Annotated in this window: 17 protein-coding genes and 1 rRNA gene (1 of these 18 cut by a window edge); 6 read left to right on the top strand and 12 right to left on the bottom strand. The window is 36.1% G+C overall.

Going from position 1 to position 24,287, the window contains the following annotated elements; translation table 11 throughout:
- Positions 1-1,290 (bottom strand): 23S ribosomal RNA (locus HS129_14705) (it extends 2,812 nt beyond the left edge of the window).
- Between the two features lie 463 nt (positions 1,291-1,753).
- On the opposite strand from HS129_14705, the gene HS129_14700 reads away from it, so the two are divergent.
- Positions 1,754-2,077, top strand: a complete 324-nt coding sequence (locus HS129_14700; protein ID MBE7413287.1) for a hypothetical protein — start codon at positions 1,754-1,756, stop codon at positions 2,075-2,077.
- Positions 2,078-2,108: 31 nt separating this feature from the next.
- On the opposite strand, the gene mqnC is transcribed toward HS129_14700, so the two are convergent.
- The 6 genes from mqnC to HS129_14670 are packed head-to-tail and all read right to left on the bottom strand — an operon-like array spanning position 2,109 to position 8,814.
- On the bottom strand, positions 2,109-3,197 hold the full coding sequence (gene mqnC / locus HS129_14695) for a dehypoxanthine futalosine cyclase (protein ID MBE7413286.1): 1,089 nt from the start codon (positions 3,195-3,197) through the stop codon (positions 2,109-2,111).
- A gap of 10 nt (positions 3,198-3,207) precedes the next feature.
- A complete protein-coding gene (locus HS129_14690) occupies positions 3,208-4,740 on the bottom strand; it encodes a response regulator (protein MBE7413285.1) in 1,533 nt (510 codons plus the stop codon).
- Positions 4,741-4,743: 3 nt separating this feature from the next.
- Positions 4,744-5,826, bottom strand: a complete 1,083-nt coding sequence (locus tag HS129_14685; GenBank protein ID MBE7413284.1) for a DUF1574 domain-containing protein — start codon at positions 5,824-5,826, stop codon at positions 4,744-4,746.
- Position 5,827: 1 nt separating this feature from the next.
- Complete coding sequence (locus HS129_14680; GenBank protein MBE7413283.1) at positions 5,828-7,306, bottom strand: MBOAT family protein; 1,479 nt, start codon at positions 7,304-7,306, stop codon at positions 5,828-5,830.
- A gap of 3 nt (positions 7,307-7,309) precedes the next feature.
- A complete protein-coding gene (locus HS129_14675) occupies positions 7,310-8,308 on the bottom strand; it encodes a bifunctional oligoribonuclease/PAP phosphatase NrnA (protein MBE7413282.1) in 999 nt (332 codons plus the stop codon).
- Positions 8,305-8,814 (bottom strand): NYN domain-containing protein, encoded by a 510-nt coding sequence (locus HS129_14670; GenBank protein ID MBE7413281.1) that lies wholly within the window; start codon positions 8,812-8,814, stop codon positions 8,305-8,307. Before HS129_14670 ends, HS129_14675 begins: the two co-directional genes overlap by 4 nt.
- Positions 8,815-8,974: 160 nt before the next feature.
- On the opposite strand from HS129_14670, the gene HS129_14665 reads away from it, so the two are divergent.
- On the top strand, positions 8,975-9,709 hold the full coding sequence (locus HS129_14665; GenBank protein ID MBE7413280.1) for an SDR family NAD(P)-dependent oxidoreductase: 735 nt from the start codon (positions 8,975-8,977) through the stop codon (positions 9,707-9,709).
- A 68-nt stretch (positions 9,710-9,777) separates the two neighbouring features.
- Here HS129_14665 and HS129_14660 read toward each other — a convergent pair whose 3' ends face one another.
- Positions 9,778-10,242, bottom strand: coding sequence for a DUF1564 family protein (locus HS129_14660; protein ID MBE7413279.1), 465 nt, complete (start codon positions 10,240-10,242; stop codon positions 9,778-9,780).
- A gap of 998 nt (positions 10,243-11,240) precedes the next feature.
- Between HS129_14660 and HS129_14655 the strand changes: the two genes are divergently transcribed.
- Positions 11,241-12,146: a lipase gene (locus tag HS129_14655; GenBank protein ID MBE7413278.1), complete on the top strand. Its 906-nt coding sequence runs from the start codon at positions 11,241-11,243 to the stop codon at positions 12,144-12,146.
- An 82-nt stretch (positions 12,147-12,228) separates the two neighbouring features.
- On the top strand, positions 12,229-13,260 hold the full coding sequence (locus HS129_14650) for a lipase (GenBank protein ID MBE7413277.1): 1,032 nt from the start codon (positions 12,229-12,231) through the stop codon (positions 13,258-13,260).
- Here the strand turns inward: HS129_14650 and HS129_14645 are convergent, their stop codons facing one another.
- Together HS129_14645 and HS129_14640 are read right to left on the bottom strand one after the other, a co-directional pair.
- Positions 13,261-14,619, bottom strand: coding sequence for a thioredoxin family protein (locus tag HS129_14645; GenBank protein MBE7413276.1), 1,359 nt, complete (start codon positions 14,617-14,619; stop codon positions 13,261-13,263).
- Between the two features lie 45 nt (positions 14,620-14,664).
- Positions 14,665-15,915: an SUMF1/EgtB/PvdO family nonheme iron enzyme gene (locus HS129_14640; protein ID MBE7413275.1), complete on the bottom strand. Its 1,251-nt coding sequence runs from the start codon at positions 15,913-15,915 to the stop codon at positions 14,665-14,667.
- A gap of 244 nt (positions 15,916-16,159) precedes the next feature.
- Between HS129_14640 and HS129_14635 the strand changes: the two genes are divergently transcribed.
- Positions 16,160-17,140, top strand: a complete 981-nt coding sequence (locus HS129_14635) for a hypothetical protein (protein MBE7413274.1) — start codon at positions 16,160-16,162, stop codon at positions 17,138-17,140.
- Between the two features lie 20 nt (positions 17,141-17,160).
- A complete protein-coding gene (locus HS129_14630; protein ID MBE7413273.1) occupies positions 17,161-17,928 on the top strand; it encodes a hypothetical protein in 768 nt (255 codons plus the stop codon).
- 144 nt (positions 17,929-18,072) lie between these two features.
- On the opposite strand, the gene HS129_14625 is transcribed toward HS129_14630, so the two are convergent.
- Positions 18,073-19,509: a glutamate synthase subunit beta gene (locus HS129_14625; protein MBE7413272.1), complete on the bottom strand. Its 1,437-nt coding sequence runs from the start codon at positions 19,507-19,509 to the stop codon at positions 18,073-18,075.
- Positions 19,502-24,049 carry a glutamate synthase large subunit gene (gene gltB, locus HS129_14620; protein MBE7413271.1) on the bottom strand — a complete coding sequence of 1,516 codons (4,548 nt, stop codon included), beginning with the start codon at positions 24,047-24,049 and terminating at the stop codon, positions 19,502-19,504. Before gltB ends, HS129_14625 begins: the two co-directional genes overlap by 8 nt.
- Between the last annotated feature and the right edge of the window lie 238 nt (positions 24,050-24,287).

The following is a 24,287-nucleotide window of genomic DNA, read 5'->3' as shown; positions in this document are numbered from 1 at the left end:
CCTTTCGACCACGGAGCTTATCCCCCGTAGTCTGACTGCCATTTTTTGGAGTTATAGTATTTGGAGTTTGAGAGGGTTTGGTAAACTTGTAGGTCCCCTAGTCCTATCAGTAGCTCTACCCCTATAACTAAACAAATGACGCTAGCCCTAAAGCTATTTCGAGGAGAACCAGCTATTGCCAATTTTGATTGGTCTTTCACCCCTATCCACAAGTCATCCGAAAACTTTTCAACGTTTACCGGTTCGGCCCTCCAGTAGGTTTTACCCCACCTTCAGCCTGCTCATGGGTAGATCAACTGGCTTCGGGTTTACTCCGTGCTACTTCTCGCCCTATTCAGACTCGCTTTCGCTTCGCCTCCGGTATCTCACTACCTTAAGCTTGCAACACAAAGTAACTCGCCGGCTCATTCTACAAAAGGCACACGGTGACCCTTCGCATACTTTACTTTTTCTTGAAAATTTGGAACTGAGTCGCGAAGGGTCACAGACGACTGAGGTCTGATGACTGAGGACAGAAAAGATTGCTATTCACAACTATTCCACCTCTCCCCGAAAACATTTACTACACTGAATTCTGAAAACTGATCCATCAGTCTTCTATCTTCAGCCATCTGTCTTCGGGGCGACTAACTGCTCCAAAATTAAAAAAATAAATTATGCGAAGGGCGCCCATACCTTGTAAGCATACGGTTTCAGGTACTATTTCACCCCGGTCCCCCGGTACTTTTCACCTTTCCCTCACGGTACTAGTTCACTATCGGTCACTGATAAGTATTTAGCCTTGGGGAGTGGTCTCCCCAGATTCCCACAAAATTACACGTGTTCCGTGGTACTCAGGATACCGACCGAAGATCTACAATTTTCGCCTACGGGGCTTTCACCCTCTCTGGCAGGCTTTTCCAAAACCTTTCCGCTAACTGTAAATTTTGTAACTTCGTCGCACATTTCGATCTGTGCCTGTCGGTCCTACAACACCCCTGCTACAGCGCATCGAAGCTGTAACATAGACAGGGGTTTGGGCTACTCCAATTTCGCTCACCGCTACTTTCGGAATCAATTTCTTTCTCTTTTCCTCCGGGTACTAAGATGTTTCAGTTCCCCGGGTATCGCTCCCAGCTCTTGCGTGCAAGGGCTGGGTCTGTAGGTTTTACCTACAGGGGTTCTCCCATTCGGAAATCAACGGATCGATGCTTGTTTACAGCTCCCCGTTGCTTATCGCAGCAAACCACGTCCTTCTTCGCCTATCAATGCCTTGGCATCCTCCGTATGCCCTTACTTACTTGACCATATTACTTAAAACTCAACAAAGAATTGTTGAATCTTTCCTGAGGGGCTCATCGCCCCTCAGACTCCCCATTCTTATGTGTAAAAATTCATTTCACGCACGGAATGAAGAATAGTTTAGTCTCGAGATTTTTTCCGGTTGGATAATCCGGAATTTTTTATAAGGAACTCGTTCAGAGGTTAAATTGACTAAAAGCCTGTGACCGAAATTAAAAAGATATAACTTTTTAATTCGCATAGACCTTTAGCACCTTATCCTCCGAACCTACCAACTTCTTCGACAAAAGAAATTGGATTTTTATTTGTCTCATTTTCAAATAAACCAATGGATTACAACCACTTGCTTTATTTGAATTTTCTCAACGAAATTTTTTGCAAACCCCTCACTTCTTTTTTCCTCAAGAAAAAAATGGTGAGGGACACTGTATCCTTTTTAGATACAATCCAACACTAGTTTTGATAAAAACTGGTGCTGAAAAAAAAATTTCTATACCAGCCCCTCGGCAGAGAGACTGGTGATGTCGCCCCTCACTTCTTTTTTCCTCAAGAAAAAAGTGGTGAGGGGTTTATTGCTATATACGTTGTAAAAGAACAAATATTTGTCCGTCAAAATCCTTACAAAGAGAATTCTCGTCTTGGGAAAATTTTCAGACCTTATACCGATTACGTGGACAAGAATGACTACGCTGACCGGAAATTCCACTCTATTTTTTGGCTCTTATACGTCAAGGATTTTATTGCCTATTTACTAAAAAAAATTTATCCTCCAAGAGACATAATTTCTGCAAAATGATGGAGTTCCCACATTGTAGTCGAAAAGGTGTTTACAATCTTTTATATTTTTCGTAATTATAATTCAAGTCTCTTCGTAAAGGATCAAACTGACCATCTCTAAGAAATTTCAAGGCTTCTTTCTCAGTTTTTAAACCATAAGACCTTAACACATTTTCTTCAATCACTACAGATGAAATATCATCCGCACCACTGTATAGTGCAAGTTGCCCTACTCCTTTTCCCAAAACCATAACAGAAGTTTCAATATGTTTGATATTATCTAAAAAAATTCTACAAATCCCAAGTACTTTTAAATACTCATGAGTAGGTACACTCCTGATTACAAAACGCTTCGTTTGTGGTTGAAAAGTCCAAGGTATAAACGCATGAAATCCACCTGTTCTATCCTGAAGATTCCGTATAACGTCTAAATGCTCGATAACTTCTATTTGTGTTTCTTCGGAACCAAATACAATGTTTGCGCTTCCGAATAGCCCGACCTCATGGCACGTTTCCATTGCCCGAACCCACTCGCTCACAGATGCTTTCTTTGGAGAGATTATATTCCTCATTCTTTCAGTAAGGATTTCCGCCCCTGCACCCGGTACGGAATCTAAGCCTGCTTTTTTTAATCGCTCCAGAACTCCTCTTAATTTCAAACCGGTAATTTTTTCCATATTGATTAGCTCTACCGGTGAAAATGCTCGAATGTGCATATTTGGAAATTTATTTTTTACGCTTTCTAAAACTTCGAGGTAGTAATCAAATTGAATTTCAGGATACACTCCACCTTGAAGGAACATCTGATCTGCACCTTCTTCAACTGCGTATTTCATTTTTTCGATTATTTCCGAAACACTCAGAACGTAACCTTTCCCACTTCCTATTTCATCCATAAAAGAACAAAAATTGCATTCTACATTGCAAAAGTTGGTATAATTCACGATACGAAACATTGTGTAGCTTGCGAATTTATGAGATAAAACCTTTTCACGTAAAAATCTTGCAGCCATCTGAATTTTTAAAAAATCACCTTTTGCATAAAGCTCTAAAGCTTCTTCTACTGTAATTCTTTCCCCGTTTACTGCCTTTAATAAAATTCTATCTGTCGGGTCTGTAAATATTTCTATAAATTCCATCAATCGTTCTCTAAATTATAGATTCCTTTAGGTTTGTCGGCAAGTCAATATTGAATCTTGTAAACTTCCCTTCTTCACTTTCTACAAGCAATCGTCCGTCGTGATCTCGAATAATACCATAACTCACTGAAAGTCCAAGCCCGGTTCCCTCACTCCTTGGTTTGGTGGTATAAAATGGGTCAAAAATCTTCTCTATTATATCCGGTCGAATACCTGTGCCGTGATCTTCTACTTGTATCCTGATCATCGGACCAAATTCTTTCTCTGTAATCAGACTTGCTTCAATTCTCAATATTTTATCTTCGTTCTGTGTTGGATATTTTTGGTTCAAGGCAAATTTTGAATTGTTGAATAAATTCAGCAATACCTGATGAATTTCTTGAATTCTGCAAATCGCCTTTGGCAGCCCTTCTGGAATTTTTACTTCGAGATGAATATTAGATTTTTTAAAAAGTAAGTGAGTTAGTTTCAGTGCTGAATCAATAATATCTTTTACTTCCTCCGGTTTTTTAGTATCATTTTTTCTGTGAGCAAATGAAAGTAAATTCTGAACAATAGTGGAAATCCTATAACCTTCTTCTTCGATAGAAGACGCATATTTCCACAACTGGGAATCTTTTTCCATCTTGTCTCGAATTAATTGAGAATAGTTTATCACACCCATTAGAGGGTTGTTGATTTCATGTGCCATCCCGCTTGCAAGAGATCCAATCGCTTCCAATTTTTGACTTTGCCTAAGCTGGGCTTCTAAAATTAGTCTATTCTCTTCGGAAACCCTTCTTTCCGTAATATCCCGAATGATACCTAATATATGAGTGACTGTATTTTCATTTTTTGTAATCGGAGTTATCTGGATTGCATAGTATTTGATTGAATCTTTAAACTCCTTGGTCAATTCATAACTGACAGAAATTGCTTTTTGAATTACAGTATCTATTTTTTCTTTTTGAAAGAAATTTTCATTATTGCAAAAGTTTACAAACTGTATATCTTTTTTTTCCAGATTCAAAGGAATGTCCTGCATTTCTCTCTCAGGCAAATTGCATTTCAAACAACTCAAACCTTCTTTACCAACTTCCCATAGGATTAAATATTCTGAAACATTTTGAAAAATTAAATTCAAGCTCATTTCGCTTTCTTTTAATTTCTTTTTCATTTCATGCCCATAGATGGCAAGCTCAAGTGTTTTGTATAGCTCTGCCTCAATAAACGGCTTCGTAAGATAAGCAGCAGGCTCGGTAAGTTTTGCTCTCTGAAAAGTTTTATCGTCAATGTACGCAGTCAAAAAAACAATCGGTATGTCTTTTAGCTTTTTAATCTCGGCGGCAGTTTCTATTCCATCTATCTCTCCATCAAGATTTATATCCATCATTATCACGTCGGCATCGAGAGAATGAATATCTCTCACGATATCTTCTCCACTCGCATAAGATCCGATTATTTTATAACCAAATTTTTCTAATCGAATGGTTAAATCCATTGCGATAAGACTTTCATCCTCGACAACGATTACTTTTGCTTTTTTTTGGGCAATCTCATCCATAATTCATTTTCTTGTTTGAGAAAAAATATTACGAAAAATAAAATCTGTATAATCCGGGAAACAACTTGGAGACATGTGACTTGCATCTGAAAAATCATTGCACTTGTAGGATGGGTCTTCGTTCATATTCCAAAATTCTGTGTTTGTATCTGTGTGGATTTTTTTTAATTTTGGATACCAAATTTCATAGACTGTTGATACCTCCTTTTCCTTTCTCGCAACTTGCCTATTCTTTATCAGCTCTAAATAAGGAGGAGCTATACGAACCCAAATTCCTGAATGTGGAATTTTCATTCTACTCAAAATCTCAAAACAATCTTTTTGAAATTTTAGCATATCAAAATTAAATTCGTAAGGAGTTAGGTAGGAATGATAATCCCCCTCAGCGTATTTCTTTACCACTTCTTCCTTAGACGTAACCCCGGAAGCAAATTCGGAGGATGCACTCCCCCTTTCTAAAGTCAATCTCTCTTTGGTTTTCTTCCTCCAACTTCTGTACATATTCAGGATAAGAAAATCATTTTTTATTCTTTCTAAAACTGTAGTGAACTTAGGTCTATACTGATACGTTCTAAAAGTTCTCTTGGCTATGAAATTTGTAATTTCTTTTTTAGAATATCTTGCGTTGTGTCGAATGATAAAATTAAAATCTAAACCATTCACCAAAACTTCATCAATCTTAATAAATGCTTTTAAATTAAACGCCTCAATAGAGTTGTCTAATAAAATAAAATCTGGTCGAACATTTTCTTTTTCAAATTTCTCCAACCAAAACAAAAAATAATCCGGAGTCCCACCCGGAACAGAAAAATTAAATAAAATCCAGTCAGGGTATTTTTTTTCAATATAAGCATTATTAAATAATAAAGCTCTGGAGTTTCCAAAATAGACCAAAACTTTTTTGCGATTATTTTGTTGTAGATAAATTTTCAACTCTTCAAATAATTCCGGTTTGTGGAAATAATTTACTTCCGACATAGTTTTTGTAAAATAGGTCTGAATATTTTCTAAAAGAAGTAACTTGTCAATTGTGTATGCCAAGAGTAAAATCAAAAACGGAATTAATAAAAACTTATTCTTTATCATTTTAAAACCTGTAGTAGATAAACGCATCTCCATCTTGTGACAAAGTTGTTATCATAAATATCGTAATTATTCCAAGCACAAGAGATAAAACAAAACTGTATTTTTTAAATTTATTTAAGGACTCAGGCTTATACTGAAAATAATGGAAAATTAAAAACATTATATACATATAAACAAAACTCTCTAAATTCTTCAAAGAATTCATTTGAAAAACGTCTCCCCCTCCAACAAGAGACATCCCGCTCACAAGCCAACCCCCATTTGCACTTGCAATCGACTGTGATAAAAATCCTACATCATTCGTAAATATTCCTGCAAATAAATCCACCATCAAAGAAGCACTGTTAGATCGAAACATCAATGCACTGATTGAGAAAAGCACGAAAATCAATAAGGATTGCAACACTTTGGTAAAAAGATTTCCCGGCAAGATAGATATTTTTAACTTATCCACAAAAATTCTTTCAATGGCGAGTAACGCACCCCAATAGGCTCCCCAAGCTACAAAAGTATAATCAGCCCCGTGCCAAAGCCCTCCAAGCACCATCGTGATAAATAAATTTATATGCGACCTGAACTCTCCTTTTCTATTTCCACCTAAAGGAAAATAAATATAGTCTCGAAGCCAATTCGAGAGAGTTGCATGCCACCTTCTCCACAATTCTCTTCCAGAAGTCGAAAAAAAAGGAGCGTAAAAGTTTTCGGGAATTTCAAATCCTAAAAATAATGCGATTGATCTTGCCATATCGGTTAGTCCCGAAAAGTCAGAATATACCTGAAGAGTATAAAATATCCCACTCATAAATAGTGAAAAATTATCGTACTCGGAAGGGTTTGCAAATACAGGAGAAATCCTGCCTGCAATAGGATCTGCTATAAGGATCTTTTTAATAAGCCCGCTCATTAAAAGAAAGCAAGCTCGATATATTTGACCTCTATCAGGCTCTATATTCTTTGACAGGTTTGGGAGAAAATCCGTAGTTCGCATAATCGGTCCTGCAATCAAAACAGGGAAAAACATTACAAATAAAAAATAGTCTCTCACTCCAATAGTTTCGCCTGACGCATCTCTATGTGCATCCACTGCTGCTGCAATCATCTGAAATGAATAAAAACTAATTGCAAGCGGAAGGGTTATGGATATCCAATCGGGAGCTTTTTTTAATAACTCAGATCCGATCACATCACCTATAAATGTTGTAAAGAAGTAAAAATATTTAAAAAATCCCAAATTGATGAGATTGAATACTACTGCTATTTTAACGTATTGATCAGATTCTTTGTTCCGAATTTTTCTGTACAGAAAATAATTTATCGAAATCACTACCAAAAAATGAATTAAAAAGGGAAAAGAAAAAAAACCGTAAAAAAAGAGTCCTGCCACAATCAAAAAATTGAAACGAAATCTTGAAGGTATATTCCAATAAAAAAGATAAACGATAACAAAGAAAAACAAAAAAGGTATAGAATTAAAAAGCATAAATTATTCCAAAGTAGTATGTTTGTATAAATCCCGAAGTTTACTGAGAATTTCTTTTTTAGTTTTGCTCAGATCGCCATTGACTACAGCTCCTGCTGCATTTGCATGTCCCCCACCTAAAAACTCCTTAGCAACGTTGCACACATTGTAATTTCCTTTTGACCTGAAACTAATCTTAACTTTAGAATCGGGAAGCTCGGTAAACATAACTGCAATAAAAATTTCTTTTGGACCAAGAAGTTCATTTGCAATCCCTTCTCCAAGCCCGTTAGAATTTTTGTATTTCTTTAAAACTTCGTGCGTGACTACAACACTTGCTAAACCATTTTCAGGTTCAACACTCAACGTCTGATAAATATCTCTCTTGAGAAACAATCTTTCATAAGGATAGTCTTCATACAATTTTCTAAGTATTTCTTCAACAGGAAAATTATGACGAACAAGTTTAGATGCAATCTCATAGGTTCTGGGTCTTGTCTTGGAATATTTGAACTGACCGGTATCCATAACAATTCCAAGATACAAGGCAAGTGCTGAAGTATAGTCTGGCTCTATTCCAGCAATTTCAAAAAGTTCACAAACGATTTCTGCAGTCGAACCAATATCAGAAAATAAAAATAACCCTGAATAATAATCTACTTCATCGTGATGGTCAATTGCAATTAGATTCGATAGATCTTTTTTAATGAAATTTTGAACTTCACCGATTCTTTTCAAATCAGAATTGTCCAAGATCACTACAGTAGAAGAATCATAAAAATTTGTCATCCGATCCGGGTCTATATACGTTATGCGACATTGTGGATCCATAAAAGTATATTTTTCTGGAGTTTTATCTGGATTTAAGATTCGGACAGATTTTCCTAATTTTGTAAGCAGATAATATAGTCCTATCTCAGAGCCAATTCCATCGGGATCCGAATTGCTGTGCGTAGTCAGTAAAAAATCATTAAACGAAGAAAGTTTCTGGAATAGTAATTCAAATTTCTGTTTATCGCTCATAACTTTTTCTTATCCGAAGATTTTTTCTTAAACATTGCCGTCCAAAACTCAATTTCAGAACTATCGAGTTTTCTATCACTCTCTTTTTCTGTGAATTCATTTTTTTCCTGAAAAAATTCTACTATGTGATCGTGAAATATTTCTGAAGTTTGAGTGTTGCACTTAAATTTTTTACAATAAAAAAGTATGTCTTTGTCGGAAGTAACAATATGTAGAGATGAAGGGAATGGATTTTCTTTAATAAATTGCTTAATTAGGGAGTCTGCACTCCTTTCATGGCTATAAAAAATCTTTATCCCATCTAAATTTTCCTGTCTTACTACACTCCCAGATTCTTTTTTCCCGTCAAAAAATGCATATATCTCTAACTTACTTCTTTTTTTCTGGTATTTTAATAATACCTGCAAAAGACCAACTCTTGCTTGAGATAATTTATTGCAATACATCATCTCCTCTAATTCAGGAAATTTATAAATTAGGTTAAAGCAGTCAATTACAAGAATCATTTCAGCTAAGATTCCTTTATTTTTAACTTATAATTTTTTTGCAAGATTAAGAATTTAGAAAATATTGCGAAAACATTATCTCAAGATTATTTCAAGATTTATAGAATAATGGATTTACTTTTGAATAGACAAATTAAAAAGAATTTTAAATGATAATTCTATGGAAAAAGTATTAATACTTGCGGCAACCTCCGACATAGGAAAACATATTGCAGAAAATTTTGCCAAACGCAACTACGATATGTATTTAACCGGTAGGGACAAATCTTCACTGAATACAATCAGCACCTACTTACAAAAAAAATACAATGTAAAAATTCTGCAATACGATCTTGACATTACAGATTATAGCTCTCATGCCCCTTTTATTACTTCCCTACCTGAACTACCAAATATTGTAGTGTGCTCTTTTGGGTATTATAAAAATCAAGAAAAGGCACTTTCTGATTTTCATGAAGCCTATCAAACAATGAGCGTAAACTATATTGGTGCAGTTTCTTTTTTAAACACAATCGCTCTATATTTTCAAAAAAGAAAATCAGGCATAATTATCGGAATTAGCTCTGTTGCAGGAATTAGAGGAAGGCAGTTGAATTTTCTTTATGGGAGTGCTAAAGCAGGATTTACAGCATATCTTTCGGGGCTAAGAAATAAATTATTTAAAGACAAGGTTACTGTTACTACAATTCTACTCGGTCCGGTTTACACAAGAATGTCAGAGGGGCATAACTTAATGCCAATACTCACAGCAAAACCTGAAATCGCAGCAAAAAAAATTGTAGAATCAGGATTAAATCATAAATCTGAAGTTTATATTCTTTGGCACTGGAAATGGATTATGCTTGCAATTCAAATGATCCCGGAATGTATTTTTAAAAGACTTCCATCTTTTTAATTTTTCAGTTGGGTACATCTCTCCTGTTGTGTTTTTAAGATCTTCTGATTTTTCTGAATTTTTTCCTGTTATGTCTTTGGCTTATGTCGTATCAGCCTATTGTATCGGATAGTTTTTCTCTTTGAGAGATAGACTCCTATCGCAATCGAACTGACCTTGGGTGGAACTCCAAAGTCATAGAACTTGGCAGGGATGATTATGTCCCATCCGGCAATGTCAAGCAACAAAAGAAGAGTAAAAAGAGCCGTTCGGGAAATACCAAGCCATTGAGCAAACTCACCAAGCTCAATCCAATCTGCGTTCTCAGGACGAAAATTCTTCTTCTGAAGATTCTGCCCTTCTTCTTGGTAACCAGTTTTCACACAATCCAACTTCTCAAAAGTCTTCCACAGCAAAACATTCCTGTACCTCTCTAACAAATCATGCAAGTAATCCTCTCTCGAAATATTTTCTGTCCTACAATTAAACTCATCCATAAATTTTTCTGGAATGAGTAAACTTGATTGAGTTCGCTCAAATTTTTCTGGATTCATAGTATTCTCCTAATATAAAATTTTTTTCCTCATATAGTTTCTGCCCCCAGCCACTATTTCTTGCCTCTTGATATAAGGTAAAATAATATCGTGATAGAAATAAAATTTTTGTAATTTTAGAAAAAATTTTTTAACTTTTACAGAAAAAGTTCTGAACCCGTACTAAATGTGAAATCCCCCAAAAAAGTGGAGTTCCCACATTTTTGCACGAAAAGTACAAAAACTACACTAAACACGAAATAGTAAAAATCATACTAAAAATCAAAACCTCTACCGAAAAAATAAATCTATTTAGAAAAAATTTCCAATTTCTCTATTTCGGTCCTCAGACATCAGGCATCAGTCCTCTGAATTGGATATCCCACATTTTTGCACGAAACGTACAAAAACTACACGAAACACTAAAAACTCCACAAAAGATAAAACTACTTGAGGATTCTATTCGCCAAAGTAAACCTTCAGGTCTTTTTTCTCTTAATATTTGATTAAATATATTATCTTCTATCTTCTGCTTCACCAAGAAAAATATACTTAATCCAATTGTAGCACCAGGTCATAAAAATCAGTACGACCACAACATTTGCGTCTGTTTTTAAGAAAAATGTAAGTCCCCAGAAAAGGGGGAAGAGCAAGAAAGACAGAAAAAAAACTAAAAGTATTATAGAGTCTTTATTAGAAGGTGAGGCTACTGCTTTTTGAAGAGAGTAGCGAATTGAGTGGAAATTAAATTCAAAAAATCTATTTTTAAGGCAAAAATAGAATGAGCCGAATAAAATGAAGGTTAAAAATATAGAGAAAATCATAGTTATCAGTAAATAGGCAATGATGAAATTGTCGAGTCAAATCATTTGCACAAGGTATTTTTTGTATCATTTTATTCCAGATTTCAAAAAAAATTGACAAATATTAAAAAAAAAGTTGCAAAAGAAAAGTTATTGTAGAATTATTGACACAATTAAGCGAATATTAATGGAGAAAAACTTATGAAAAACATAAAAATGAAATTAATGGTTCTAATTCTGGCTTTTGTTATGCCTGCATTTAGTTCACTATCGGCGCAAACCAAGCCTTTAACAGGTATGTGTATTACTTTAGTCCACGGAATTTTAGGATTTGATGACACAACAGGTATGGCGGCCGGTTTAGTGAAATATTGGGGAGGATTAGACGGTTATTTACGTAATCAAGGTGCGAAAGTATCTACCCCAGGAAGTTCTGCTGCGAATAGCTTAGCTGTAAGATCTTCTCAAATAAAATCTTACTTAGATACATGGATGCCTGCAAACGGTTGTACCAAAGTTCATTTAGTCGGACACTCCCAGGGTGGATTAGTAGTTCGTTATATCGTTGCTAACCTTGGTTATGCAAGCAAAGTTGCCTCTGTTTCAACGGTAAATTCACTCCACAAGGGCGCTCCGATGGCAAACATTGTCCTTGCTGCAATACCAAGCTGGCTCCAACCGTTTGCTAATTCTGCACTTAGTTTACTTGCAAGGTTAGTATATAGAGATGGCCGTCCACAAGATGCGATTGCAATGGGCCAGTCTTTAACTACTACTTATGTTGCTTCTTTTAATAATTCTACTCCAAATGTTTCTGGAATGAAATATTTCTCTTACGGATCCAGCATGGCTTGGGCTGACATCATTCAACACCCAATTATGGCACTTACTCATCCAATTACTTGGGCGGGCGGTCTTTACTATAGCCTTGGCGGAGAAAATGATGGGGTTGTTCCTTTGACTTCTCAGAAATGGGGAACTTGGAAAGGCACTCCTTCTTCTAAATGGTATGCTACCGGAATCGATCACTTACAAGCTACAAATTTTGAGTGGTCAGGTCAAAACTACTTCGATGTTCAAGGCTGGTATATGAATATCGCAAAAACTGGTAGAGGTTATTAATCACTACCTATACAAGTGAGGCAAATTTTTACTTGCCTCACTTTTTTTCTTCCCCCTATTCTTCTTTTAAGAGAGTTAAATCATGAACAAAAAAATTTTCATCACTTTTGGCGTACTTATCGGTGTCATACTTATTTATTTTACGATTAATTGGGCGATGAGAAATGAATCTGGAGATAAAAAAAAGGATAAATTTTCCATGAATTCAGATAGTAAGGAAGATTTGAATATATTTCCTTTGGGAAGGGGAAATTACGATAACCAAGAAAGCCTATTTGGAGACAATAATTCAATTTCTTATGGTGAGTTTATCGAAAAATTAAAAACAGGAGAGATAAACTTTGTATGGGAAGTATGGGCAATGCGTGGAAAATGCCCTGAAAACTATGGACCTGAGCAATGCGACAACTCTATTTTATCCTACATTGATTCTCACTACCAGCCTCCTGAAAGAGATTCCATGAAAAATTTATTTCGAAGCTATTTTAGGTATGAAAATGAAATTCGCCAAATGGAAATAAACCCCAACATGAGCTTTGAGGAAAGATACGAAATTCTCAAGAAAAAAAGAAGAGAAATTCTCAAAAACGAAAATGCGGACTTGATTTTTGGAATGGAAGAATCCAAGGTTGAGTTTATGGATGCTGGTAAAAACTTTATCAATACTTCTAGAAAGATGAATGGAAATGATAGAGTAAAAAACTATGAAACCTTAAAAAGAAAATTGTACGGTAGCTATTACGAAGCTATGGTGTCGAGAGAAGATAAATTCGACAACTTTCAAACAGAAATTTTATTAAGAGAAGAAGAGCTAAATAAATTAAATTCTCAGGAAAAAGATTCTAAAATTTACAATTTGCAAATAAAGTATTTTGGAAAAGAAGTTGCAGACAAAATGCAAAAGGCAAAAGAAGAGTCACTCACAGAAGATAATAAGATCAAAGATTACGAACAAAAAGCCCAAGAATTTCTTTCTAAGAACGGAAGTCTATCGGAGAAAGAAAAAGAAGAAAAATTAAAAGATTTACGTACTCAAATTTTAGGGAAGGAAGAAGGAGAAGCATACGTTAGGCGCAAAGCAATCGAAGAGTTAGATAAATCAGTAAAGAAATAACTACTCTTTTAGAAATCGTATCATATCTCTTGTTCTCAAATAATCCGTAGTTTTAAAAATCAGCTTTCCTTCTTTATCTAAAATTACAAAAAAGGGAAGTCCTATTTTTAATTCAGAATATTCTTTTTGTTTTGCATACTCTTCAAATTCCGGATCTGTATCGTAAATCTTGTAAAGAATTGTCTCACTTAGAGCGTGATTCAATTCCTTATCGCTTAAAGTCAGGCTTTGGAATTTTTTGCAATTAGAGCACCAGTCAGCATAAAAGTCGATGAAGATTTTTTTATTTTCTTCACGGGCTTTCTCGAAAACCATTTTGTGTGCTCTGTACCATTTCAAATTCCCGTGCTCTTCTATGGAAGATTCTATTGCAGGGTTAGCACTTTTGGTCTTACCCTCAGAAAGTGAATTAGAAATTTTGTAGAGAATTACAATAGCAAACAAAATCCCTGTCAGGGTAACTGCTTTTTTCATTTTTATATATCGCAACTCTTCTTCAGATTGAAATAAATACACAGAGATTAAAAAAATCACAAAAGCCAGAAGTATCCGGTTACTCTCAGGTTTCGTGAAGCCTAATGTATCCATTGATTTTTCAAAATAGGTATAGGCAAAATAAAAAATAAAAGCTGCTAGTATATATTGTATCCATTTCATCCAGCTCCCCGATTTAGGAAGTTTGAATCCAAGTATTCCGATTGCAAAAAAAGGCAAACCTACTCCCATTCCAAAAAATAGCATTTTGAATGAAGTGATAGATAACGATAAAATAGAAATTTCATTTTGGGACACTGTTAGATGCAATAAAATGGTAACTACGATAGGTCCGACACAAGGAGAAGAAAGTAGTCCGGCCCCCATCCCCAAAAGAAAAGTACCAGAGACACTTTTTGAATCAGCTCCAATGTTTTTAGGTTTGAATATCGGAATGTGTAAAAATTCCATCGAAGAAAGACCGAGAAGGAATATCACTATAGCGATAGCTAAATTAATTTCAGGTTGTCTTAAAATAGTATTGAATGCACCCCCGCTAAAACCGGCAAGAATACCAAAAATCATATAAATAAAAGAAAGCCCGAAAAAATAAATCAATGGATGAAGTATTTTATTTGAGCTGCTTCGTGTTTTAAGTATTTCTGCAGTGATTGGATACAGTGGGTAAGTGCACGGTAATAGGCTTGCAATAAATCCACCCAAGAAAAGCAAAAGAAAAGAAAATGCGCCAAAGTCATCTTGTTGTAAATGGGACTCAATCCATATATTTAATTTTGAAATGGCACTACCACTTTCAGCATCGGCAAATACACTTGTGGAAAATAGAAATAGAAATATAGAGAAAAATTTTAGTTTAGAATTCATGAAAATAGGGTACCTATTACCATTGATTCTTTTTGCAACTAAGTTTCAATTAGATTTTGAGTCTATGACTAATCTAAACCCGGCTTTACGATCTTTTGCGAGATTGGGGATTCCTCCAAAGCCTCTATAATAAACTGTAGCCTGTTTTGCAGTATCATAGAATGCACCTCCGCGAATCACTTTGAATTGTTTACCGAAAGAGTGATTTTTTATATAATGATTTGGATACGCGTCATACCAACTCGATGTCCATTCAGAAACATTTCCGCACATTCCGATAATGCCATAAGGACTTTGTCCTTTTTCAGAAAGTTCGTAAACGGAAACAGTTTTTCCGATTCCAGTTTCTCTTGTATTGCATAATTCTGGATCAAATTTATCGGAAAACGGAAAACGGGTATCTTTGATTTCATAATTTACGGATTCGTCTCGATTTGTTTGTGAAAAATAGCCCATTCCTCTTGCGGCTTTTTCCCATTCCCATTCTGTAGGCAATCTCTTCCCTGCCCACACAGCGTAACCTTCTACTTCTCTATAACTCAAATTATTGACAGGATGATTTTTTTCTTCTTTCGGAAAATTCCCTGCAACCCAATGGAGCGGGTAGGGTGAATTGGTTTCCTTTAGATACTTATCGTACTCTTGATTTGTGACCTCGTACTTATCCATATAAAAAGAAGGAATATCTCCCAAGTTATTTTCACTTGGTGTATAAAAATTCGGATTATAATTATCTAATAGAGCATTTTTTCCTTGACCATAGATAAAAAAACCACTTTCTACAAAAAGCATTTCTTTTTTGTCCTTTGGATGTATATAGGTTTTTACAGGAGGGGTGATTCTGTTGTCGAAATATCGTAACGGCTCCACATATAAAGTTTCATCTCCAAAGGCAGCGATATATACGTTGGTCGAAACCAACTTTTTTAAAGCAGTTGAACTCGACTTAAAGTCCCCTGTCACTCTTACAAAATACTTATATTTGTTTTTCTCTTCTTGAATTACCGATCTTACCCAAAAACTTCCGATTTTTTTGTCGGTTCCTTTTTGCCATAGTGTGAATTTCTTCTGATTCAATAAGTCTTTTTTAAAGTCTTCAAAAAGTATATTTTTGGGTGAGTGAAATAAAGAAATCGCCATCTTCCCTTTTTCTGGATAAACAGAGGTAACATCCCCTTGCCACAGCATACTTCTTCTTTTTTCGGTGTAAGAAGACTTTTCTGTTTCAGAATAAACAGCTAGATGGAAAATAATAAAAATTACGGTAATACTCTTTTGCATAGAATAATTCTCTATATTGATTTTCGGAAAAAATTCTAAAAATCAATAACTGTTTTCAAGAGTTAAAGCTACAACAAAAAGCGTAATTGTCAAAAGCTATCTTTTAATAAAAATCCTTTGCCTGCCAATGTTAAAACTTATTTTGGATTTTTATAGAATTGAGTTTTATTGTCATTTTCCTTGATAAATAGAAATTTTTTATTGCACTATTTTTTATTATTGGCACTATTGTTAAACTAAAATTTAAAGGAATTAAAATTTGAAACTGAAAGTCTCAATTCTAATAATCTTATTTGTGATTTTTACTGCAAATTGCTCATCAGCACCAGATTATAAAGAATTCAATAAAAATTTAAGTTTTTTAGCGAGTGAAGCTAAGCAGATGGCGAAAACAGGTCGTCCTGAAGAAGCTGCAAAGATTATGGAGTTAATCTATAATTTCCACCCGGATGATTCGATGGTTAAAGAAATTCTTGCCTCGCTTACAGTCGAGCAAAGAGAGGCAATAACAGGAAGTTCTCTATTGGGTTATAATAAATCTAAGCGTCCAAAAGTAGAGCCGAGCACATTAGAAAAAGTATTGTGGTACATTCCTGACAGATTTTTTGATTTGGTGGATACGGTTACCGTCGAAGTGAGTATTGGTCCTCAAATTGGTGGAGGTATTTGGGTAACAAGAGCCGTTCAGGCAGTTGCCTACACGGGTACATCATCAGGAATAGGGATTTATCAGAAAAAGCACTATGTCGGAATGAGGGGGCTTGTTTCTTTTGAATTAGTAATTGGGCCTGTTGGAGTTTCAGCAGTAGCAGGGAGCCGACTTGGACTAGGTGGTTTGGACCTGACAGCTCGTACGACACTTTTGCATACACCTTCCAAACCTATTTATCAAGAATTCAGAGATTATTGGGCAGTAGGTGCGAAAGCGGGAATTTTTATTATCGGAATGGAGTTTGAGATTCATCCTGTAGAGATTTTTGATTTCCTTGCAGGGATTATTTTGATTGATCCAATGAATGATGATTATGCCACTACAAGAGGATTTCAATATACTCAAGATCAGAAACGAAAATTAGAAATAGCATCGGAAGCGTTAAAAGATATGGGTGAGAAGGGAGTGAAAGAATACAAAAAACAATTCTCCAAATTGGATTACTCGGATCCTGCAATAGCTCCTCCATCGAATACTCCAATCGGAGAGGCAATAGGTAAAGAAATAAAAGGTAAAAAGAAAAAGTAAAAATAATTTTAGGGAGTCTTTTGGCTCCCTTTCTATTTGAAAGTATTTTTACATTTAGTAAGAAAGTGAATCTTAAAATCCAAAAAAAAATTATTTTCCATCTTGTTAGTTTGTTATTTTTCCAAAATTGTTTATACACAAATGTTTCTAATACATTTTCCACTCCTATTCAAAAATCATATAAAGAAAAAATTCGAGTATTTGCGCTAATTAAAGGATACGCCTGTGTAGAAATTTGTTCCCAAAATGATAAATCCCCGGTTTGCCTTGGAAAAGAAAAAGACTCTTGTAAAAATTTTGCTTTTGGTTGGTACCCAGTAGAATTTATTCGAGATGAAAAGTATTTTAAAGTCTCGCCTGCCTACCCTGTGAAAAAATATAAATTTCTATATAATTTGCCCACCCATCTGTTAAAAAAATACACGACAGGAGTTCATTCAACTATAGAGTATTCTCCCATTCAGTCTTTAAGAGAATTAGAAGCTGCATATCCAAAAGGGCAATTTAAAAATTCTCTATTTGTGAAGATATTGGATTTTGATAGAAAAACACATTGGTCTGGAATTGTTTCTATTTTTACTCTTCTTTTATTCCCCGGATTTTTTAAAGAATTCATCAACATAGAAATCAGTTTTTTTGATAATGAAGGAAAGCCCACTGTGTTAAATCCTAATCTTCCATTTTTAAAACACTGGCTGGGCTGGATATTTTTTCTTTGGGGCCCTCTATTTTCTGATAATGAAAAAGACTTGATTTCAAGCTCACTTGAATCTTTGCTCGGAAATTAAAAGAAGAACTTGCACCGGGGTTGTCCCGACTCTTAGAGATTCCATTTTCAAAAGAATTCTGCCTGATTCAAAGCTATAGTTTTCTATGAGCTTCATAAATACAGACCATAGAGAAATTATCTGAAAGCTCTTTTTCAAGGCAGGTTAAATTTTCATCAGATAGCTGTGTACTTGGTCTGCACATTTTCTTCCTTCAGAAATTGCCCATACAATCAGACTCTGTCCGCGCCTAACGTCCCCACAAGCAAAAACCTTGTTTAATGTAGTTGAAAATGAGCCTTCTTTTAATCCAAAACTTGCTTTTACGTTACCATGCGAGTCAAACTCCATTCCCATATCCTGTAAATCTGAGAGCAAACCGGATTTTACAGGGTGTACAAATCCCATCGCTAAAAATACAAGATCTGCGGGGAGTTCAAATTCAGAACCACTGATTGGAATAAATTTACCGTCTTTGTTTTCAACTTGATTTCCGTAAATACTTTCTACTTCTCCCTTAGAGTTTCCTCTGAACCCAAGAGTGTTGATTGACCATTTTCGGACGACTCCTTCTTCATGCGAGGTCGATACTCTGAAAATTTTAGGGTACAGTGGCCAAGGAGTGGAAGGGTCTCTCTGTTTTGGGGACTCAGGAAATAACTCAATTTGGGTAATAGATTTTGCCCCGTGTCGGTTGGATGTGCCTACACAATCTGATCCGGTATCTCCTCCACCGATTACGATTACGTGTTTGTTTTTTGCGGAAATAAAATCACTTACATCGTCTCCTGCATTTTTTTTATTGCTCCTAACTAAAAAGTCCATTGCAAAATAGATTCCTTTCAAGTTTCGACCTTCAAGTTTCAAATCTCTCGGGACCTCAGACCCAATAGCGAGGACAACTGCATCATAATCCGAATAGAGTGATTTTGTTTGTATATCTATTCCTACGTGCACCTTTGTCTTAAAGATTACTCCTTCTTTTTGCATCTGTTCTACTCGTTTGTCTATGTGAGATTTTTCAAATTTAAAATCCGGTATCCCATAACGTATGAGTCCTCCGATTCTGTCATTTTTTTCAAAGACTGTCACCTCGTGTCCGGCTCTGGCAAGTTGTTGGGCTGCCGCTAATCCGGCAGGGCCTGAGCCAATAATGGCTACTTTTTTGTCTGACTTAAATACAGAAGGCTTTGGGATGACCCAAGAATTTTCCCATGCGTTGTCTATAATCGTTCTCTCAATCATTTTAATAGAAACCGGATCTGAAATAATACCGAGAGTGCAGGCGCTTTCACAGGGAGCAGGGCAAAGCCGTCCTGTAAATTCAGGAAAATTATTTGTTGACTCTAAATTTTCCCAAGCATCTTTCATTTTCTCTTTATAAACTAATTCATTAAATTCAGGTATTAGATTATCTACAGGGCATCCAGTGTCTCCTTGGCAGAATGGAACCCCGCAATCCATACATCTGGCTCCTTGGACTTTCAGTGTTTCTAAATCAAAAGGCTCTTCAAATTCTTTGAAATTCTTAATTCGATCTGAAACAGCTTTCTTTTTTGATGCAGTTCTCGTAAATTCCATAAATCCGGTGATTTTACCCATGTATCACCTCCTGTTTTTTTAGAGTTTGGTTTTCTTTTTCGAGTGCTTTTTTATAATCCCTTGGAATAACTCGAATGAATTTTTTAGATTCCTTTTCCCAGTTTTCTAAAATTAGTTTTGCTCTTTGTGATCCGGTATATTTGTAATGATCTAAAATCTTGGCTTGAATTTCATCTTTCTCTGAATCTGATGAAAAAGATTCTAAGTCCACCATTTCCTGATTTATAAGCGAGTTGATTTTTCCTTCTATATTATAGATATATGCAATTCCTCCAGACATTCCTGCTGCAAAATTTCTTCCTATAGCCCCAAGCACTACAACTCTTCCACCGGTCATGTATTCGCAACCGTGGTCACCAACTCCCTCTACGACTACAACCGCTCCTGAATTTCTAACACAAAATCTTTCTCCTGCAAGACCATGGATAAAAGCTATACCAGATGTTGCACCATAGAAACAAGTATTTCCGATTAGGATATTTTCTTCTGCATTGTATTTTGCCTTTGCAGGAGTTTGGATAATTAATTTTCCGCCACAAAGACCTTTCCCTACATAGTCGTTAGCTTCTCCTACAAGTCGAAATGTGATTCCTTTCACTAAAAATGCACCAAAAGATTGACCCGCCGTTCCTGTAAACATTACCTCTATCGTATCTTCGGGCAATCCTTCCAAACCATATTTTCGGGTAACTTCACCTGAAAGCATTGTGCCTACAGACCTGTTTAAGTTAATTACATTCATTTCGATTTTTACAGGTTTTTTGTAGTCGATGGCTGCTCTGGATTTTCTCAATAACTCATTGTCTATTTGTTTGTCCAACCCATGTTTTTGCTCTTTGGTTCTGTACATGTCGGATGAATATATTGAAATAGGTCGATTCAAAACTCTCGTAAAATCCAAGCCTCTGGCTTTCCAGTGATTTCTTTGGCGAATGAATTGAATTTTTTCGACATTTCCGATAAGATCTTTGAAAGTTCGGACTCCGAGCTTTGCCATTATCTCTCTGACTTCTTCTGCGACGAATTGCATATAGTTCACTACGTTTTCTGGTTTCCCTGTAAAATTTGCTCTGAGTTTTTCATCTTGAGTCGCAACCCCGGTTGGACAAGTGTTCAGATGACATTTTCTCATCATAATACACCCGACTGTTATCAAAGCAGATGTAGCAAACCCGAATTCTTCTGCTCCGAGAAGTGCACCTATAATTACGTCTTTCCCTGTAAGAATTTTACCGTCCACGGCAAGATACACTCTATCTCTAAGACCGTTGGCAACTAAAGTTTGATGAGCCTCCGATAAGCCAAGTTCCCAAGGAGTTCCGGTATTGTGTATGGAGGAGATTGGGCTTGCACCTGTTCCACCGTCATAACCTGAAATTAAAATATGGTCTGCGTGTGCTTTTGCAACACCTGCCGCAACCGTTCCGACTCCCACTTCAGAAACTAACTTCACAGAAATTCTTGCACTTGGATTGGAATTTTTCAAATCAAATATCAATTGTTTTAAGTCTTCTATGGAATAGATATCGTGGTGAGGAGGAGGAGAGATCAATGAAACGCCCGGTGTCGCATAACGTAAACTACCGATGTAAGAGTCAACCTTGTGTCCGGGTAATTGCCCACCTTCACCGGGTTTGGCTCCTTGCGCCATTTTTATCTGTAAGTCATCTGCATTCACCAAATAATCCATGGTCACCCCAAACCTTGCAGAGGCTACCTGCTTGATTGAGGAACGCATAGAGTCTCCGTTTGGTAAAGTTTTAAAACGAACAGGGTCTTCTCCGCCTTCTCCGGTATTTGACTTTGCACCAATTCTATTCATGCCGATTGCAAGAGTAGTGTGGGCTTCCCAAGAAATCGAACCATGACTCATCGCACCTGTTTGAAATCTTTTCACTATTGCAGAAACGCTTTCTACTTCTTCGATCGGGATTGGATTACTTTTGGAGTAATCTATTTCAAACATGCTTCTAAGAGTGACTAATTTTTCTCGCTGGTCATCAACCGACTTTGAAAATTCTTTATAAGTTTTGTAGTCCCCATTTTTCGTGGCTTCTTGCAATTTGTGAATTGTAATTGGATTGAATATATGGTGATCGCCATTTTTTCTATAGTAGTGAAATCCTCCGGGGTCTAATGAATTTGGATACCAAACCGGGTTGTATGCCTGAAAGTGTCTTTTGCAAGTCTCTTGCTCCAACATTTCTAAAGAAAGTCCTTCTATCCTTGTCATTGTACCGGTAAAATAGTGACTGATCAATTCAGAGTCCAACCCGACTGCTTCAAAGATTTGTGCACCACAATATGACTGTAGAGTGGAAATTCCCATTTTGCTAAGAATCTTTAGTAGCCCCTTCCCTATGGATTTTATATATTTTTTTTTGGCGTTTTGAAAATCTTTTTCTCCTTCAAAATCTTCATCTCGAATCAGGTCTGCTAAAGTTTCAAAAGCAAGATATGGGTTGATTGCGTTGGCTCCATACCCGCAAAGAAGTGCAAAGTGCGCCACCTCTCTCGGCTCCCCACTTTCCAAAACGATTCCTGCTTTTGTGCGAAGTCCGGTCCGGATCAAATAGTGGTGTAACCCTGCAACAGCAAGTAAACTCGGGATAGGTGCTTTTTCTTTTGATACCCCTCTATCGGTTAAGATAATCAGATTGTAACCATTCCGAACTGCATTGGCTGCCTGAATACATACGTGATCCAGATTGTTACGCATATTGTGCTTTTTCAAAGGATCAAAAAGAATCGGCAAAGTGATTGCTTTAAAATGCTCTTGACTAATATTGATATTTTTTACTTTTTCGAAATCTTCGTTGGATAGAATCGGATGCTCTAATTCCAATCTATGAGCGTGCTCCGGGGTTTCACTCAGTAGGTTTCCTTCGGGTCCTATGTATGTAGTCAACTCCATGACTAATTCTTCTCGAATAGGATCAATAGGTGGATTTGTAACTTGAGCAAAGTTTTGTTTAAAGTATCTAAACAATGGTTGAGGGTGTTCAGACAATACGGGAAGAGACACATCGATCCCCATTGAGCCTACAGGCTCTTCACCATTAAGAGCCATCGGTTTGATTACTGAAACAATGTCTTCTCTTGTATATCCAAACACTCTTTGCCTTTCTAAAATTGTATTGTGATCAACTGCTATAGCTGTGTGGGTGTCTGCAAGGCTTGTAAGACGAACCATTTTTTCTTCTACCCATTCTCTGTAGGGCTTTTGTGTGGAGATTTGCTTTTTTACTTCTTCGTCGTCTAATATCTGTCCTTTTTCTAAATCTATTAGCAGGATTCTTCCGGGTTTTAGCCTGTCTTGTTTTAGGATTTTTTCTGTCGGAACATTTAATACACCTGCCTCAGAGCCAAAAATAATTTCATCGTCTTCAGTAATTATATACCTTGCCGGTCTTAGTCCGTTTCTGTCTAATGTTGCTCCAATAATTCTTCCATCGGTAAATGCTATTGCAGAGGGACCATCCCAAGGCTCCATTAAGCAAGCATGGTATTCGTAGAACGCTTTCTTATCCGGATCCATTTCTTTATTTTTTGACCATGCTTCCGGGATCATCATCATAATTGCATGTGGCAAACTTCTTCCACCCATAACAAGTAGCTCCAATACTGTATCAAATGTTGCTGTATCCGATTGTCCTTCCATTACAATTGGTAACATTCTTTTTAGCTCATCTCCGTAGAGTGGAGATTCCATGACCATCTGCCTTGCAGCCATCCAGTTTATATTTCCTCTTAAAGTGTTGATCTCACCATTATGTGCGATCATTCGATAGGGATGAGCCAGATCCCAAGTAGGGAATGTGTTTGTAGAAAATCTAGTGTGCGTTAGGCAAAATGCAGACTCAATATCAGGAGATTTTAAATCTTCAAAAAATGGTTTCAGTTGATTTCCAAGAAGCATTCCTTTATATACAATGGTTCTTGATGAAAAACTTGGAACATAGTATTGACCTCTATTCAGTTTATATTCTGCACGAATCCTTCTGTCAATGAGTCTCCTAATCAAAAATAACTTTCTTTCAAACTCGTCTTGTGTTTTTATAGATTTTGATTTTTTTCCGATAAATACTTGTTTGAAAACAGGAAGAGTTTTAGAAGCAATTGTACCTGCAAATTCAGGGTGAATGGGAACATCTCGAAAACCTAAAAATTCTTCGCCTTCATCAACGATTACTTTTTCAATAATAATTTCGATTGCTTCTCTGATTTCCCAGTTTTGAGAAAGAAATAAAACGCCTACAGCATAGTCTCCAACAGGAGGTAGTTCGAAAGATAGATTTTGCCGAAAAAACTTATCAGGAATTTGAATCATTATCCCTGCACCGTCTCCAGTTTTCGGGTCAGCTCCTTCAGCACCTCTGTGCTCAAGGTTGCACATTAGTTTTATTCCTTTGTCAATGATTTCGCGTGATTTAATTCCTTTTAAATTAGCGATAAAGCCAACACCACAAGAGTCTTTATCGAGAGAAGGATCAACCATCCCTTGCGATTCAGGATAATAATTCAATAAAGATTGGCTCATGCAAATCTCCTCCCTGTAGATTTTCTATTAAAATTAGGAGTGATTTTTATAGCGCCTTTATAAAAGTTCATCATCAGATAACGAAAATAAAAAAAAGCTAAACTGCTTTTCATATTATTAGTCGGATCGATCATTTAATGACTCAAACTATATGCGTAAATAAAACAAAACCATTCCTAAATCTCTCAGAAAATTTATTCTAATTTACTAAAATTTTTTGCAAGGTCAGAAAGAAAGA

This window comes from Leptospiraceae bacterium, from assembly GCA_015075105.1.
In the GTDB taxonomy this organism is placed as follows: Bacteria; Spirochaetota; Leptospiria; order Leptospirales; family Leptospiraceae; genus JABWCC01.
Note: the sequence above shows the minus strand (reverse complement) of the source record. Positions and strands in the feature narration are given on the sequence as shown.